Origin of the sequence: Sphingomonas sp. ATCC 31555, from assembly GCF_000282895.1 — a bacterium.
GTDB lineage: Bacteria > Pseudomonadota > Alphaproteobacteria > Sphingomonadales > Sphingomonadaceae > Sphingomonas.
Genome location: NZ_ALBQ01000020.1, coordinates 1 through 15,372 on the forward strand (window position 1 = coordinate 1; position 15,372 = coordinate 15,372).

At 67.5% G+C, this 15,372-nt stretch carries 18 protein-coding genes; 8 read left to right on the forward strand and 10 right to left on the reverse strand.

The features are described from left to right. Positions 1–739 precede the first annotated feature (739 nt). Entirely contained in the window at positions 740–1,171 is a 432-nt protein-coding gene (locus B215_RS0110660; protein WP_019369636.1) for a cupin domain-containing protein, read from the reverse strand. A gap of 101 nt (positions 1,172–1,272) precedes the next feature. On the opposite strand from B215_RS0110660, the gene B215_RS0110665 reads away from it, so the two are divergent. From B215_RS0110665 to B215_RS0110675, 3 genes are all read left to right on the forward strand, one after another. Beyond that, entirely contained in the window at positions 1,273–1,635 is a 363-nt protein-coding gene (locus B215_RS0110665) for a glycine zipper 2TM domain-containing protein (RefSeq protein WP_019369637.1), read from the forward strand. 92 nt (positions 1,636–1,727) lie between these two features. Then, positions 1,728–1,877, forward strand: coding sequence for a hypothetical protein (locus B215_RS21355; RefSeq protein WP_019369638.1), 150 nt, complete (start codon positions 1,728–1,730; stop codon positions 1,875–1,877). Positions 1,878–1,931: 54 nt separating this feature from the next. After that, complete coding sequence (locus B215_RS0110675; protein ID WP_019369639.1) at positions 1,932–2,510, forward strand: hypothetical protein; 579 nt, start codon at positions 1,932–1,934, stop codon at positions 2,508–2,510. Positions 2,511–2,570: 60 nt separating this feature from the next. Here B215_RS0110675 and B215_RS0110680 read toward each other — a convergent pair whose 3' ends face one another. From B215_RS0110680 to B215_RS0110690, 3 genes are all read right to left on the reverse strand, one after another. Beyond that, positions 2,571–2,912, reverse strand: coding sequence for a hypothetical protein (locus B215_RS0110680; protein WP_019369640.1), 342 nt, complete (start codon positions 2,910–2,912; stop codon positions 2,571–2,573). A 132-nt stretch (positions 2,913–3,044) separates the two neighbouring features. Further along, a complete protein-coding gene (recN, locus tag B215_RS0110685; protein ID WP_019369641.1) occupies positions 3,045–4,706 on the reverse strand; it encodes a DNA repair protein RecN in 1,662 nt (553 codons plus the stop codon). A gap of 43 nt (positions 4,707–4,749) precedes the next feature. Next, positions 4,750–5,574: an outer membrane protein assembly factor BamD gene (locus B215_RS0110690; protein ID WP_019369642.1), complete on the reverse strand. Its 825-nt coding sequence runs from the start codon at positions 5,572–5,574 to the stop codon at positions 4,750–4,752. Between the two features lie 123 nt (positions 5,575–5,697). Here B215_RS0110690 and B215_RS0110695 point away from each other — a divergent pair, with 123 nt between their 5' ends. Together B215_RS0110695 and B215_RS0110700 are read left to right on the forward strand one after the other, a co-directional pair. Beyond that, positions 5,698–6,540 carry a class I mannose-6-phosphate isomerase gene (locus B215_RS0110695; RefSeq protein ID WP_019369643.1) on the forward strand — a complete coding sequence of 281 codons (843 nt, stop codon included), beginning with the start codon at positions 5,698–5,700 and terminating at the stop codon, positions 6,538–6,540. A gap of 83 nt (positions 6,541–6,623) precedes the next feature. Then, complete coding sequence (locus tag B215_RS0110700) at positions 6,624–7,160, forward strand: glycine zipper 2TM domain-containing protein (protein ID WP_026009161.1); 537 nt, start codon at positions 6,624–6,626, stop codon at positions 7,158–7,160. A gap of 210 nt (positions 7,161–7,370) precedes the next feature. Here the strand turns inward: B215_RS0110700 and B215_RS0110705 are convergent, their stop codons facing one another. Continuing rightward, positions 7,371–7,598, reverse strand: coding sequence for a hypothetical protein (locus B215_RS0110705; protein WP_019369645.1), 228 nt, complete (start codon positions 7,596–7,598; stop codon positions 7,371–7,373). Between the two features lie 374 nt (positions 7,599–7,972). Here B215_RS0110705 and B215_RS0110710 point away from each other — a divergent pair, with 374 nt between their 5' ends. Further along, positions 7,973–8,314: a hypothetical protein gene (locus tag B215_RS0110710; RefSeq protein ID WP_019369646.1), complete on the forward strand. Its 342-nt coding sequence runs from the start codon at positions 7,973–7,975 to the stop codon at positions 8,312–8,314. 244 nt (positions 8,315–8,558) lie between these two features. Here the strand turns inward: B215_RS0110710 and B215_RS0110715 are convergent, their stop codons facing one another. The 5 genes from B215_RS0110715 to B215_RS0110735 all read right to left on the reverse strand — a co-directional run bounded on the left by B215_RS0110715 (position 8,559) and on the right by B215_RS0110735 (position 11,894). Continuing rightward, positions 8,559–8,984: an OsmC family protein gene (locus B215_RS0110715; protein ID WP_019369647.1), complete on the reverse strand. Its 426-nt coding sequence runs from the start codon at positions 8,982–8,984 to the stop codon at positions 8,559–8,561. Between the two features lie 54 nt (positions 8,985–9,038). Further along, positions 9,039–9,446, reverse strand: coding sequence for a glycine zipper 2TM domain-containing protein (locus B215_RS0110720; protein WP_019369648.1), 408 nt, complete (start codon positions 9,444–9,446; stop codon positions 9,039–9,041). An 84-nt stretch (positions 9,447–9,530) separates the two neighbouring features. Then, positions 9,531–10,019, reverse strand: coding sequence for a hypothetical protein (locus B215_RS20655; protein WP_050990169.1), 489 nt, complete (start codon positions 10,017–10,019; stop codon positions 9,531–9,533). 127 nt (positions 10,020–10,146) lie between these two features. Beyond that, positions 10,147–10,815 carry a TylF/MycF/NovP-related O-methyltransferase gene (locus B215_RS0110730; RefSeq protein ID WP_019369649.1) on the reverse strand — a complete coding sequence of 223 codons (669 nt, stop codon included), beginning with the start codon at positions 10,813–10,815 and terminating at the stop codon, positions 10,147–10,149. A 155-nt stretch (positions 10,816–10,970) separates the two neighbouring features. Beyond that, entirely contained in the window at positions 10,971–11,894 is a 924-nt protein-coding gene (locus B215_RS0110735; protein ID WP_019369650.1) for a hydrogen peroxide-inducible genes activator, read from the reverse strand. A 234-nt stretch (positions 11,895–12,128) separates the two neighbouring features. Between B215_RS0110735 and B215_RS0110740 the strand changes: the two genes are divergently transcribed. Further along, positions 12,129–12,533: a hypothetical protein gene (locus B215_RS0110740; RefSeq protein WP_152997890.1), complete on the forward strand. Its 405-nt coding sequence runs from the start codon at positions 12,129–12,131 to the stop codon at positions 12,531–12,533. A 79-nt stretch (positions 12,534–12,612) separates the two neighbouring features. After that, positions 12,613–15,360 carry a [protein-PII] uridylyltransferase gene (locus tag B215_RS0110745; protein WP_019369652.1) on the forward strand — a complete coding sequence of 916 codons (2,748 nt, stop codon included), beginning with the start codon at positions 12,613–12,615 and terminating at the stop codon, positions 15,358–15,360. Positions 15,361–15,372: the final 12 nt, after the last annotated feature.

Genomic DNA, 15,372 nt, shown 5'->3' on the forward strand with positions numbered 1-15,372 from the left:
AGTTCCTGCGGATATGATCCAGATTGATCGGAAAACGCTCTAAACGTCCATAGTTGGGGCGCTAGCTGCCATGGCGTCAAATGGAAGGCAGTGAACGTTGCTATTCGAGGCTGTATTTAGTGGCTCCGTTGCAATAACCTAGCTTCAGCCACTGCCCGCCCATGTCCAAGCACGTGTCGACCGCTATTTCGCCGCGCAACCAGCAACCGAGTCCGGCTCCGAGCGTAAGAAGCAGAACAGCCAAGGCAACTTTCTTCCACATCCGAGAACATTTGCGCAGTGCATAGGGAACTACAAGCTCGTCACGATTTTGGATGCGCGCGCGGACTCGCCCTTTGGAAGGCCTGCTCCGCGGAGCGGCCGGGATGCGCGGTGCAATCAAAAGGGGGCCGGCGTTGCCGCCAGCCCCCGTGTCGCCGGCCTGTGCCGCGACGATGCGCCGATCGTCGCCGCTCGGTTCGGCGGCATGCATCGCCCCGTCGGCAGGGACAGGAGCGATGCGGCGGATGCGGAACTCTCTCTAGGGCGAGACAGTCCCGATCCTCGATCGCACGCCGCGGTTTCCGGGTGGCACCAGCGTCGATACGACCGTGCAAGAGGTTGAAATTGCGCCGGTTTCCCGCCGTTTCGTTCACCCTTCCTACGCCCTTGAGGGTCGCATCGATGCCGAGTCGCACCAAGCGCTAACCGGTGGCGCCCGCCTGTTGATAGCGTGGATAACGGGGATAAGTGGCCGCCTTCAGTCGCCCGGCGGCGCCCAGCCCGGCGGCGCCAGTTCGAAGCCGGCAAAGTCGAAACCCGGCACCACCACACAGCTCACCAGCCCCCAGCCGCCGCGCGCCTCGGTCGCCTGCCAGCGGCCGGCGGGCACGCGAATCTGGGGCTGTTGCCCGGCAAGCACGTCGCCGCCCAGCGGAACGCGCTCAATTCCTGCCCCCTCGGCCGCGCCGATCTGCACCTCCAGCGGCGATCCGGCGTGCCATAGCCACAACTCGTCGGCATCCACACGATGCCAGTGCGAGCGCTGCCCGGCCTCCAGCAGGAACCATATCGCGGTGCCGATCGATCGCCCGTCAGGGCCGCCAGGCGCCCGCCACGTCTCGCGAAACCAGCCGCCTTCGGGATGCGGCGCCAGGTCCAGCCGGTCGATCATGGCGCGCGCCTCGGTCATCTCGTCTGCTCCCTGCCTGAACGTCCCGTCGTATCAGGTTCATGCAACCCGACGTAAACCCGCCACGTTGGTTTCATCTACAGCACATCGGGGAGTTTGTTATGCGTACTCTGCTTCTTTCGCTCAGCGCCGCGGCGCTCGCCATTCCTGCCGCGACGGTCCTTCCTGCCGTCCAGGCCGAAGCCAAGGTCGTCAAGCAGGATCGCGACTATCGCGATCGCGGCCGTTATCGCGACGATCGTCGCCGGCACAGCTACCGCGAATGGCGCGGCCGGGACGGCCGCCGCTATTGTCGCAAGCCGGACGGCACCACCGGCCTCGTCGTTGGCGGTGTGGCGGGTGCGCTGCTCGGCCGCACCATCGACACCAGCGGGGATCGTACGGCCGGCACGGTGCTCGGCGGCGTAGCGGGCGCGCTGGCCGGTCGCGCGGTCGAACGCGACGGTAATCGCAACTGCCGCTGATGCCAGGACGCGCGGCGGCCGGATCGGCCGTCGGGGAACCTGAAGGATCGTGCATGGTTTGAGTTTCTGCTGGGGACGTGAGGAGTGCCGCCATGCAGAAACCGAAGCCTTATCGCGCACCGATCCGGCGTGGCAGCCCCACGCTGCTGCCGCCCCGGCGCCTCCGGCGTGCCGCGGGCGGCAATGCGCGCGATCTGGAAATCATCTTCGACTGGGAAGATGCGCCGATCACCCAGCATTGACAGTCCGATTCGACTGGCGGAAGCTTGCCGCCGGATCCGAGACGGAGGCATTGCATGGCCGGCAAGAAGGACAAGAAAGCGACCAAGAGCGCCAAGCCGCCGTCGCTGCTGCCCAAGGTGATCGACGGCATCAAGCTGCCCAAGGATGCCCGCCGTCAACTGGCGGGGCTAGCCAAGCACCCGGTGATCGCCGATCTGATCGCCGCCGGGCTGACGGCGCTGGCCCATCGCATCAAGGGCAGTACCGCCAAGACCGATCCTGCCCCGCCTCCGCCGCCTGCCGATCCCGCCCCCGCAGCCAAAGCCGCGCCGCCGAAGCCTGCCGTGAAGCGCGTCCGCAAGCCTGCGGGGGATGCCGCGAAGCCCGAACCCACCCCGTCGCCGCCGCCTGCCGATCCTGCCCCCGCCACCGAAGCCGCGCCGCCTAAGCCTGCCGCGATGCGCGCGCGCAAGCCCGCAGGCACTGGGCCGAAGCCGGCGGTCAAGCGGGTCCGCAAGCCTGTCGAAACGGCCGCAGCGCCCGCAGCACCCGCTGCGCCTGCGGTGAAGGCACCGCCGCGCCGTGTCCGCAAGCCGGCAGACGCCGCCGCCAAGCCCAGGCAGCGTCGTAAAGCGCCCGCACCGGAGAGCTGATCCCAAAACGAAACGGGCCCCGCCTTTCGGCGAAGCCCGTTTCCTGTTGCTGCGGCGGGATCAGCCGCGGCGGCGGTTGCGATCCTGCTTCTCGTAGCGGACCTTGGCCGACAGCACGTCATAGCGACGATCGAGATCGCGGCGTTCCTGCATCGTCAGGCCAGGGCGCGAGGCGCGATAGCGGGCCTCCAGCCGCACCAGCCCGCGATATTCGTTGCGGATCCGGGTCGCCTCGCGGCGGCTCAGCGCGCCCGAGCGGATACCCTGGTTGATCCGCTGTTCCAGCCGGTCCTGCCGGGCGTTGATATTCTGCCAGCCACCCTGGAATGCGGGTGCAGCGGAGGCGGGAACGGCGGCGGCGGCAACGCCAAGGCCGGCGATCAGCAGCATGAACTTCTTCATCGGATACTCCTCACTTCGACTGGACCGCCCCTGCGGTCGAGAGCCGTTGTGGAACGCCGATGTCGCCGCTTTGTCCCAACGCCATGCCTTTTCCGTCACGAATTGTCGCAGGGCGGGTCGCTTCGTTCAGGTTCAGGCGGCGAGCAGCCGCTCCGCCTGCGCCCGCGCCTCGGGCGTGATCTCCGCGCCGGAGAGCATCCGCGCAATTTCCTCGCGCCGCTGCTCGGGCGTCAGCGGCGTCACGCCGGTGCGGGTGACGACGCCGTCATGGCGCTTGGCGATCAGCAGGTGCCGGGCGCCCCGCGCGGCCACCTGCGGGCTGTGCGTCACCACCAGCAGCTGCGAGCCCTGGGCCAGCCGCGCCAATCGCTCGCCGATCGCATCGGCCACCGCGCCGCCGACGCCGCGATCGATCTCGTCAAAGATCAGCGTGCGCGCGCCGCCTTCTTCGGCGAGCGCCACCTTCATCGCCAGGATGAAGCGCGACAATTCGCCGCCGCTGGCGATCTTCATCAGCGGGGCGAAGGGCGCGCCGGGGTTGGTCGAAACCTCGAACTCCACCCGGTCCATGCCCGATGCGCTCCACTGGCCTTCGTCCAGCGGCTCCACCACGGTGCGGAAACGCGCCGCGTCCAGCTTCAGCGGCTTCAGCTCCGCCGCCACCGCCGCGTCCAGTCGCGCCGCCGCCAACGACCGCACCGCCGATAGCGTCCGTGCCGCCTCGCGATAGCTGCGGTGCGCTTCCTCGGCCGCGCGTTCCAGCCGGGCGATCCCCGCGCCACCGCTGGTCAGCCGCTCCAGCCGCCCGGACAGCTCTGCCAGCAGCCCCGGCAGCTCGTCGGGCTGCACCCGGTGCTTGCGGGCGACGGCGCGCAGTTCGAACAGCCGCGCTTCGTCCGCCTCCAGCGCGGCAGGATCGAAGGCCAGCGCCTCGGCCGCGGCATCCACCTGCGCCTGTGCCTCGCTGCCTTCGGTGATCGCACGATCGATCGCGGCCAGCGCCTCGGCCAGCGCTTCGTGATCGTCGGACACCCGCTCCAGGATGCGCGCCGCCTGCCGCAGCCGCGCCAGCCCGCCGTCCGATCCTTCGAGCAGATCGGCGATGCCCTGCAGGTCGGTGGCGATCTTTTCGCCTCGTTGCATCGTCGCCCGGCGCTCGGCGAGCAGTTCCTCCTCGCCTTCTTGCGGAGCAAGCGCCGCGAGTTCGGTAACGGCGTGCTCCAGCCATTCGCGGTCGCGTTCGGCGCTGTCCTGCTCGGCCCGCGCCACCGCCAGCGCATCCTCCGCCACGCGCCATGCGCGGTGGGCCACCGCAACTGGCCCCGCATCGCACCGGCCGAAGGCGTCGAGCAGCAGCCGGTGGCCGCGCGGGTTGAGCAGGCCGCGATCGTCGTGCTGGCCGTGGATCTCGACGAGATGCGGCGCCAGCTCTCGCAGGAACCCGGCCGAAGCCGGCTGGTCGTTGACGAATGCGCGGCTGCCGCCGTCTGCCTTCACCATCCGCCGGATCAGCAGCGGCTCCCCCCGCTCCAGCTCCATGCCGTTCTGCGCGAAGAGATTGGCCACCGCGCTGTCGGCAGCGGGCGGGACGAAGCTCGCCACCACCACCGCCTGGCCCGCGCCGCTGCGCACCAGGCCGCTATCGGCCCGCGCGCCCAGCGCCAGGCCCAGCGCATCGAGCAGGATCGACTTGCCGGCACCGGTCTCGCCTGTCAGCACGCCCAACCCTGCGCCGAACTCCAGGTCCAGCGCCTCGATCAGCACCACGTCGCGAATGGATAGCGCGGTCAGCATCGCGGCCCCCTATCGCAGGAACAGGAGAAGAACGGAAGTGGTTTTAGCTCGCGGGCTTGGGCGGCGGGCTGGCCTTGGCCGCGGCCGCCACCTTGTCCTGGTTGTCCTGCATCAGATCGTAGGCGCGCTTGTACCAATCGGTGCCCGGGTAATTGGCCCCGAGCACCGCCGCCGCCTTGTTGGCTTCCTCGGGCACGCCCAGCGCCAGATAGCTTTCGGTGAGGCGCATCAGCGATTCGGGCACATGCGTGGTCATCTGATAATTGTCGACCACGGCGCGGAAGCGCAGCGCCGCCGCCAGCCACTGGCCCCGCTTTTCGTAGAAGCGGCCGACTTCCATTTCCTTGCCGGCCAGGTGATCGCGCACCAGGTCCAGCTTCAGCCGCGCATCGGCGGCATATTTCGAATTGGGATAGCGGCGAATCAGCTCGCCCAGCGAATCGAGCGCCTGCTGCGTGATCTTCTGGTCGCGGGTGACGTCGCTGATCTGCTCGTAATAGGAAATGCCGATCAGATAATAGGCATAGGGCGCATCGCGGTTGCCGGGGTGCACCGCCAGGAAGCGCTGCGCCGAGGCGATCGCTTCGGGATAGTCGCGGTTCAGATAGTAGCTGAACGCGCCCATCAGCTGCGCGCGCCGCGCCCATACCGAATAGGGATGCTGGCGCTCCACTTCGTCGAACAGCGCGGCGGCGAGCTTGTACTGGTGCTGGTCCAGTTTCTGCTTGGCCGTGCTGTACAGGGTGCCGACGTCGCGCGCGACATAGGGCAGGTCCTTCACCCCGCCGCGCTTTGCGCAGCCGGCGACGGAAAGGGCGAACACCGGAAGGAGCGCGAACGCAAGCGCGCGAGGCAGGGGACTACGCATATGCCGGGGTTCTTAGACCGGGGCCGTGGCTGCAAACAATCCTTTTCGGGGCGGGATTGCGGCGGAACTCGCTTCGCGCCACATGCGCTCCCGTTCCGGTACCGTCATTCAAGGGGATTCCTCATGCCCGCCACGCTTCTCGCCACCCATCGCGTCGAAAAACCCTGGGGCCGCCACACCCTGTATCCGGGCTTTGCCGATCCTGCCGCGGACGGTGAGCCGGTGGGCGAGGTCTGGTTCCAGACGCCGGGCAATTCAACCCCGGACCTGCTGATCAAATATCTGTTCACCAGCGAGAAACTGTCGGTCCAGGTGCATCCGAACGACGAGCAGGCCCAGGCCGTCGGCCTGCCGCGCGGCAAGGACGAATGCTGGATCATCCTCGATGCCGAGCCCGATTCGACGATCGCGCTCGGTACCAAGCAGCCCTATACCCGCGAGGAGCTCCGCGCCGGCGCGCTCGACGGCTCGATCGAGAACATGCTCGACTGGAAGCCGGTGAAGGCCGGCGATTTCTTCTACTCCGCCTCGGGTACCGTCCACGCGATCGGCGCGGGCATCACGCTGATTGAAGTGCAGCAGAACAGCGAGACGACCTACCGCCTCTATGACTATGGCCGCCCGCGCGAACTGCACCTCGACGAAGGTGTCGCGGTATCGGAGCCGGTGCCGTTCGTGCCGCACCCGATGCCGGGGGCGGTCGCGCCGAACCGCACCATCCTGGTCGAAGGCCCCAAATTCGTGCTCGAGCGCTGGGAAGGCGGCAAGCGCAGCTTCACCCTGCCCGAAGGCACGACCGGCTGGCTGATCCCGGTGAAGGGCGAAGGCGTGGTCGACGGCATCGCGTTCAAGGCGGGCGAGTGCCTGACGCTGGAAGGCCATGTCGCGATCCATGCGGAAGTCGGCAGCGACCTGCTGTTCGCCTATCCGGGCGACGCACGTGTCCCGTCGATGGACGCCGAATGAACCAAAGGTAGTTTCCCGTTCACGCAACCAGCCGCCGCGGGCACACGTTCGACACGCATCGATAACGACAAGGATTTCCCACGATGCGCATGTTGTTTGTTGCCGCTGCGGCGGCGCTGACGGTGACGGCGGTGCCCGCGATGGCGCAGGGCCCCCGCGAGCGCGACGCGCGCCAGGATTGTCGCCAGGATCTGCGCCGGGCGGACAGCCGTGGCGAATATCGCCGCGAGATGCGCGATTGCCGCCAGGATATCCGCCAGGCGTCGCGCGCCGACAATCGCCAGTGGCAGCGCGATTGGCGCCGCTACCGCAATTATGACTATAATCGCCTGCCCGCCGGCGAGCGCCGCTATTATGCCGACCGCTATTATCGCGACGGCCGCTATTATCAGGAACGCCGCCTGAGCCGGAACGACCGCATCTATCGCGGCAATGACGGTCGCTATTATTGCCGCCGCAACGACGGCACGACCGGCCTGATCGTGGGCGGTGTCGCCGGCGGGCTCTTCGGCAACGCGCTGTCCTCGGGCGGCAATGCGACGCTCGGCACGCTGCTCGGCGCGGCCGCCGGCGCGGCGCTCGGCCAGTCGGTGGATCGCGGCAACGTCCGCTGCCGCTAAGGCCGCAAGGTTTTCAGGAAGGGGGCTCGGTTCGACGGGCCCCTTTTTCATTGCGAAGGCAAGGAGCTCGGGAAGAGACGCGCGGTCTGTAGTCGTCATTCCGGCGATGGCCGGAACCCATTAGCGCCTCGACATCGGCTTCTGCCGCGCCAGGAATGGCTATCGCCGGGACAACGATGCGAAGCAAGCGCCACCCGAAGACGGCTGCGATCAGATGATCCCGCCGGTCAGCATCAGCCGCAGCCCGCTGACGATCAGCAGCACGAGGTTGAAGTTCCGCCCCGCCGTGCCCCGCGACAGCATGCCCACCACCGCGCCGGTGAGCGCGATCGGGAAGGCGATCCAGTTGATCAGCGGCACGAACGGGATGGGGATGATCCCCACCAGTGCGAAGGGCAGCGCGACCAGCCCGATCAGCAGCGAGAGTGCGTTGAACATGGCCCGAATGTGGGGCAGCCCAACTGTAGTATCAAGACAGAACACCAACAGAAGATTGCGCGCCGCAGCCGCTACCGCCCAGACGCCAGGTCATGATAGGCTGGAAACCGTCCCATATCTCGCGCCCGGAGGTCTGCTATGCTGCCCGCGCTTTCCGTCTTGCCGCTTGCCCTGCTGCTCGTCGGCGCACCGCTTGGGGAACGGACGCTCAACGTCCAGTACACGGTGACCAATGTCGGCGGCGGCCTTGGCGTTTTCGTCGACGAAACGGTGATTTTCGGCATGGTACCGAGCGGGACTGCGGGGCCACGCTGGGTCGCCGAGCGGGTGCGTCACGATCGACACTGGTGTGGAAAGCAGGGCGGGGACGGCAAATGCATCGCTACCGAACCCGCATCCATGATTGGCTGGACGGCGCGGCCTGCGCCACGGTGGCGCCGGCCTTCACCGCGCTCTGGGCCATTCGCCCCGCCGGTTTCGGCCAGGTTCGTGACTTCACGGTTGTATCCGACTCCTCCACCGTCACCATCAAGGGCACGACGACACAGGCAGGCTATTTCACCGAAGTCAGCGTCAGCCAGGACGCAGGCGACTTCGCCCGCTGGTGGCACAATGCCAGCAACGGATGGAAATCCTGCTGGCAGCACGCCGCGCCGGTGGTGGAAGGACAGGTGCTTGCTCCCCGCCTGGCGCTTCCCGCGAATTCGGCGCCATAAGGCCGGAACCTAGGCACTTTTCCGGGGCAGGCTTCGGCCCGCCTCCGATCTGCGTCAGCCCCGCGGATCCCCCAGCAGATAGACGTCCATCGCGCTGGCGCCTTGGCCGTGCAGTAGCTCGCCTAATCGTCGGTTTCCACCAGACCCAAGCAGTTGGATCCCTTGCGCCGGATGACGGCGGCGAGCGATACCAATCTCGGTTATGGCGGGAGGACCTGCCCGGCCGCGATCAGGCCTTGGGGGTTCAGGCCAGCTCCCATTCCAGCCCGATCTCGGCCTGGAGCAGCTTGGAGACCGGACAATTGGCTTCGGCATCGCGGGCGAGCGCTTCGAACTGCGCCCGATCGATGCCGGGCACCTCGGCGCGCAGTTTGAGATCCGAGCGGGTGATGGTGAAGCCGGCGCCATCCTGTTCGAGTTTGACCGCTGCGGTGGTCTCCAGCGTCCCCTCGTCGAACCCGGCCTTGGCGAGTGCGAAGCTGAGCGCCATGGTGAAGCAACCGGCATGCGCAGCGGCGATCAGTTCTTCGGGGTTGGTGCCCTTTTCGTCGCCGAAGCGGGTGTTGAAGCCATAGGGCGTCGCTTCCAGCACGCCGGAGGGGCTGGTGAGCTGGCCTTTGCCAGCCTTGCCGAAGCCGGAATAGCGGGCGGTGGCGGTGCGGGTGGTCATGGCGGACTCCTGGATTGCGGGGCAGGGCCGGGGATCAACCCCGGCCCCTCGCCCTCAACGGCACTTTACGTTGTCGCGGTCGATCGCACGGCCCGCGGCCGCACCGGCGGCACCACCCAAGATCGTGCCGAGCAAGCCCGAACCGCCCGGGGCGATGAGGTTGCCGAGCACGCCGCCGGCGACACCGCCGACGATCAGGCCGGTCGTGCCGTCGTTACGGCGGCAGTAATAGCGCCCGTCCTGCCCGCGATAGATGCGGTCGTTGCGCGAGAGGCGGCGCTCGCGATACTTGCCCTCGCGATAATAACGATCGGCATAATAGCCGTTATAGGCGGGATCCGGCCGGTTATAATCGTAGTCGCGATAGCCGCGATTATTGGCCGAACCTGCGCCAAAGCCGTCGCCGACACAGCCCGACAGCAGCGTGGCCGCAGCGACCGCGCCCAGAGCGAAACTACGCATGGACTCTCTCCTGATCCTGATTGGTATGAAGGGGCAATGCACGACCGCGCCGAAGGTTGCGCGGTCGTGCAGCTTGCCGGGCGATCAGGAGGGGGCTGCGTCGATGCGGCGCAGTTCATCGGCCTGGCCGGCGACCAGGGTGGGGGCCGATCCACCAGCCAGCGCCGGGCGCAGCGCTTCGCGCTCGCTTTCGGGCACGGGTGCGGTGGGATCGGGCCGGAAGGCCTCGATCGCGCGCTCGCCGCCATCGGGATGCGATTGGCCCATGAGATCGGTGGGCACCGTGCCGGGTTCGGCGGCGGCGTTGCGACGGTTGCGCAGCACCCCGAAGGCGATCGCCCCGATCGCGCCCAGCCCGGTCGCGGCGATGGCGGCGAGGCCGGTCTTGCGCAGGGTGGAGCGCTTTTCGACCTTGGTCGCGGGCGCGGCTGCCTTGGGTGCGCGCTTTGGCCGAGCCTTGGGCGCCGGCTTGGCTGCGGCAGGATCGGCCTTGGCGGAGGTGGCGGCAGCGGCGGGCTTGGCGGTGCGCTTGCGCGGCGTCTTGGGCTTGGGGGCGTCGGGAGTGGTGGCCATCGGAATCTCCTTGCGGTTGCGTGCCGATCAACGGGCCGAAGCGGCCGCCTGTTCCGGACCGTCAGGAGAAGCGCGGCGAAGGGCCGCAAAGAACCGCGATTCCGGCGCCCGCCCGGCGCCGCCGCGGTCAGGGTGCGCGGAAGAAGGCGGGGATGACGTAATTGGACAGCTTTTCCATGCGGACGCCGAGGCGATCGCAGGCTTCGTCCGCGGCGCGCGTGGCACCCTTCAGCAGGGCGTAATCGTCGAACACGACCAGACCGCCCCGGGCCATATGCGGCAACAGGCGATCAAGCGCGAAGGCGGTCGGCTCGTACACGTCCATGTCGAGGTGCAGCAGTGCGATCTTCAGCGCGGGATGCGCTTCGAGGAACTGCGGGATGGTATCGAAGACATTGCCCTCCACCAGCGTGGTGTTGGCGAAGCCCTTGGCGTCGAGCAGATCCTGCAAGCCGGCACGGGAAATGCCGTCGCCGCCGGCCGCCTCGAACCGCTTGATGAAGGCCTGATCGGTGGCTTCGGCGACGCCGTCGCTGGGGAAGCTGCCGAAAGCATCGAAGCCGACGACCATCCGGCTATAGGCATTTTCCAGAAGCTGGCGGAAGCTGGCAAAGCGCATCAACGACGCGCCCTTGTATACGCCAAGCTCGACGATCGCGCCCGGCAGGTCGACGATCTGCCGGTACAGCTCGTAGTGCGCCAGCAGCTTTGCCATGCGCGAGGGATGGGAGCGCAGGTAGAACTGGTTTTCGACCTCATAGGGGTCGAGCTGGTCCGTGGGCTGGTAATGCGCCATGTTATTCCCCTGCATTCTCGAACGTCGGTGCGGCGTCGTCGGTGGATCGGGCGCGGACCGAGGTTAACAGCGCCCGCACGCTGCCTATTGCCATCATAGCAGGCGTTGTGGCGCGCGGGACAAGAGCACCGCATTGTACCGCATCGCCCGGGGCTTCAGACGTCGGCGGCGATGCCGCGGGCGAGGATGGCGTTGGCCGAGCGACGTACCTCTTCGGCGATCAGCTGGAAGGCGGCATCCATGCTGCTGGCCTTGCGCCAGGCGAGCGCGATCGACCGATAGCGCGACCAGCCGGCGACGTGCAGCACGCGCAGGCCGGAGGTGCCGCCCACGTCCGAGGCAAGGTACAGCGTCGGCAGCAGGGCCATGCCGAGGCCGCTCGCTACCATCTGGTGCAGGCTGTCCAGGCTGGTGCCTTCGTAATCCGGCGTCATCCGCATCCCATAGGCTTCGGCGATGTGCGAGCATTGGCGGTGGAAATGGTGGCGCGGATCGAGCGACAGCAGCGCCCGGCCGCGCAGCAGCGCCGGATCGACTCGATCCAGCTTGGCCAGCGGATCGTCGACCGCCGCGACGAGGTGCAGCGGTTCGCGGAACAGCGGCTCCACCACCAGCTCGTCGCCCTCGATCGGCATCGGCCCGAGCAGCAGATCGAGCGCGCCGCGCGACAGTTCCTGCGTCTGTTCGGCGGGGATGCCCTCGCGCACGTACAGGTGCAGATCGGGCGCGACGCGGTGGAGCTCCGCGACGATCGGCGAAAGCAGATAGGGGCCCAGCGTGGGCGTGGTGCCGAGCTTGAGCGTGCCGGTGAGCGTGTCGGACGAGCGCGCCGCCAGGCTCTCGATCTCGCGAACCTCCGCCAGCACCTCGCGCGCCTTGGCGACGATCGCGCGCCCGACCGGCGTCAGCATCGCGCCGCCGGCACCGCGATCAAGCAGCCGCACGCCTAGTCGATCTTCCAGCGCCTTGATCTGATGGCTGAGCGTTGGCTGCGATACATGGGCGGAGCGCGCCGCCCGCACGAACGAGCCGGTGTCGGCCAAGGTGACCAGATAGTGGAACTGGCGAAGCGTCGGCATCAAAGGGGTATAGAGCCGTTCTATCGAATCTGCGCAAGTCTTTCGATTGGCCGGGCGGGCGCGATCCGGCTATTCAGTGTCTACCGGAGCGGCAGAGGAACCAAGTGCGTTGCCCCCTCGCACTTCCCAAGCCGACAGGCCTCTGCCGCTGCGGACCAGCTCACGCCCCATGGGGGCAGGCGATATCGCCCCTTGCGGAGACAGCTTCTCCGCCCTTCACCAGAAAGCTTTTTGATGCTGAAGCTATTGCTGCTCTCTATATCCATGGTCGTCGCCGGTGCGGCGGGCGCGACGACCATCCGCGTCGAGAACCACTCGGCGGCAACCCTCAGCCTATCGGCGCACGATGCCACCGGCGGCCTGCAGCGCCAGCTGCGCGGCACGTTGCTGCCGCATGCCAGCACCTTCGTGCGGCGGCCCGGCGGCAAAGTGCTGGCGCTGCGGCGCGAGGCCGACAAGCATCTGTTCGACATCGTCGTGACCAGCGAAGACGGGCGCGGGTGCCGGTTCCGGACGGTCGCCGAGCAGCATAGCGAGGAATGGGTGCTGATCATTCCCGTGGCGCACCCGATCGGGACCGGTCGCTGCGAGGCGCGCACCGGCCGCACCATCGGCGATTTCGTGTTCATCGCTTCCTGAACAGGGGCAGGCGCGCGAAGTTTGCCCGAAACCGCCTTGATGGGTGAACTTCATGGTGAATCCTCCTATCTGACTCGCCATGCCCACCCGCTTCGCTTCCGTTCCCCATCGGCGCTCCCTGATCGACCGCCGTGCCGTCGCCGAGCAGCTCGCAGCGCTCGACGCGCGCGACACCGCGGCACTGCGCCAGGCCGCGACCGGCGTGCTGAAGGCGGCGCTGGACCGCGGCCGCGCGGAGATTGCGCGGCGGCTGGCCGAGCATCCCTCGCGCGGGCTGGAAGCGGCGGCGGCGGGCGCGTTCCTGACCGACCAGATCCTGCGGCTGCTGTGGGACTTTACCGTCGAGCGGCTGCACCCCAATGCGAACCCCACCGCCGCCGAGCGGATGACGCTGATCGCGGTGGGCGGCTATGGCCGCGGCGAGATGGCGCCGCATTCGGACATCGATATCGGCTTCCTTACCCCCTGGAAGGTCACCGGCTGGAGCGAGCAGGTGATCGAATCGATGCTCTATTCGCTGTGGGACATGCGGCTGAAGGTGGGGCATTCGTCGCGCTCGCTCGACGAGATGGTGCGCCAAGCCAAGGCGGACGTGACCGTGTGCACCGCGCTGCTCGAGGCGCGCTATGTGTGGGGCGATACCGACCTGTACGAAGAGGCGGCAGTACGCTTCAAGGCCGAGGTGCAGGCCGACAGCGCGCGCGGCTTCATCACCGCCAAGCTCGACGAACGCAATGCGCGCCACAAGAAGATGGGCGACAGCCGCTATGTCGTCGAACCCAATGTGAAGGAAGGCAAGGGCGGCCTGCGCGACCTGCACACGCTGTTCTGGATCGGCAAGTTCGCCTATAACGTGCGCGAGCCCGCCGAGCTGGTGGAAGCCGGGCTGCTGACGCCGGCCGAATATCGCCAGTTCCGCCGAGCCGAGAATTTCCTGTGGGCGGTGCGCTGCCAGCTGCATCTGATCACCAACCGGCCCGAGGACCGGCTGACCTTCGACGTACAGCGCGAGATTGCCGAACGGATGCGCTTCGCCGATCGGCCCGGCATGTCCAAGGTCGAGCGCTTCATGCGCTATTACTTCCTGCAGGCGAAGGTGGTGGGCGACCTGACCGGCGTTTTCCTGGCGCATCTGGACGAGAAGTTCGCCAGTAGGGGTCGGCGGTTCGGTTTGCCGGCGCTGTGGCGCGGGCGGCGCAAGCTGAAGGGATTCGTACTGGAGCGCGGGCGGCTGGCACTGCCGCGCGACGATTTCTTCCGCGAAGATCCGGTGCGGCTGATCGAGCTGTTCGCGCTGGCCGATCAGCACGAGCGGGAGATCCACCCGCTGGCGATGCGGGCGGCGGCGCGCGACGCCAAGCTGGTCGACGACGTACGCACCGATCCGCGCGCCAACGCGCTGTTCCTTTCGGTGCTCACCTCGCCGCGCGATCCGGAGACGGTGCTGCGCTGGATGAACGAGGCGGGTGTGTTCGGCCGGTTCGTGCCGGACTTTGGCCGCGTCGTCGCGCAGATGCAGTTCGACATGTATCACCACTATACGGTGGACGAGCACTCTATCCGCGCGATCGGGCTGCTCAGCCGGATCGAGAAGGGGCAGCTGAAGGAAGACCATCCGCTTGCCAGCGGGATACTGCACCAGTTGACCTCGCGCCGGGCGCTGTATGTCGCGGTGCTGCTGCACGATATCGCCAAGGGCCGCAGCGGCGATCATTCCATCCTGGGTGCTGAAGTCGCCGAGCGGCTTTGCCCGCGACTGGGGCTCACCCCCGCCGAAACCGAAATGGTCGCGTGGCTGGTGCGCTGGCACCTGCTGATGTCGGCCACCGCGTTCAAGCGCGACCTGGCGGACTTCAAGACGATCCTCGACTTCACCGCGCAGGTGCAGAGCGCGGAGCGGCTGCGCATGCTGCTGGCGCTGACCGTGGTGGATATCCGCGCCGTGGGGCCGGGGGTGTGGAACGGCTGGAAGCGCCAGCTGCTCGGCAACCTTTACGAAGCCGCCGAGGAAGTGCTGCGGCTGGGCCATAAGCAGCGTGGGCGCGGCGAGCGAATCGCCGCCAAGCAGGACGATCTAGCCGCGGCGCTCGGCTGGGACTCTGCGCGGTTCGAGGCGTTCAAGAAGCGCTTCACCGAAAGCTACTGGATCGCCGAGCCGTCCGACGTGCTGGAGCGCAACGCGGTGATGGTGGCGCAGGCGGGCAACGCGACGCTGCACGTCGAGGCGCAGGTATATCCCGATCGCGGCGCGACGCTGGTGACGGTCTATGCGTCCGACCATCCGGGCCTGTTCTATCGCATCGCCGGTGCGATCCATGTCGCGGGCGGCAACATCATCGATGCGCGCATCCACACGACCCGCGACGGCATGGCGCTGGACAATTTCCTCGTACAGGACCCGTTCGGCCAGCCCTTCGACGAGGAGGCGCGACTCAATCGGCTGAAGGCCGGCATCGCCGATGCGCTGGCAAACCGCGCGCGACTGTCCGAACGGCTGAAGACCAAGGCGCCAGTGCGGCTGCGCGCCGATGCCTTCTCGATCGAACCCAATGTGTTCATCGACAACAAGGCATCGAACCGCTTCACCGTCATCGAGATCAACGCGCGCGATCGACCGGCGCTGCTCTACAGCCTGGCGCACGCGCTGTTCCAGTCGAAGGTTACGATCCATTCGGCCCATGTCGCCACCTATGGCGAGCGGGCGGTGGATACCTTCTACCTGACCGATCTCATCGGTGATAAGATCACCTCCACGTCGAGGCTCAAAACGATCGAGCGGCGGTTGCTGGAGGCAGCGGCAGGCGAAGAGATCGCGCAGGCCGCCTGACAGGGGGGCGGG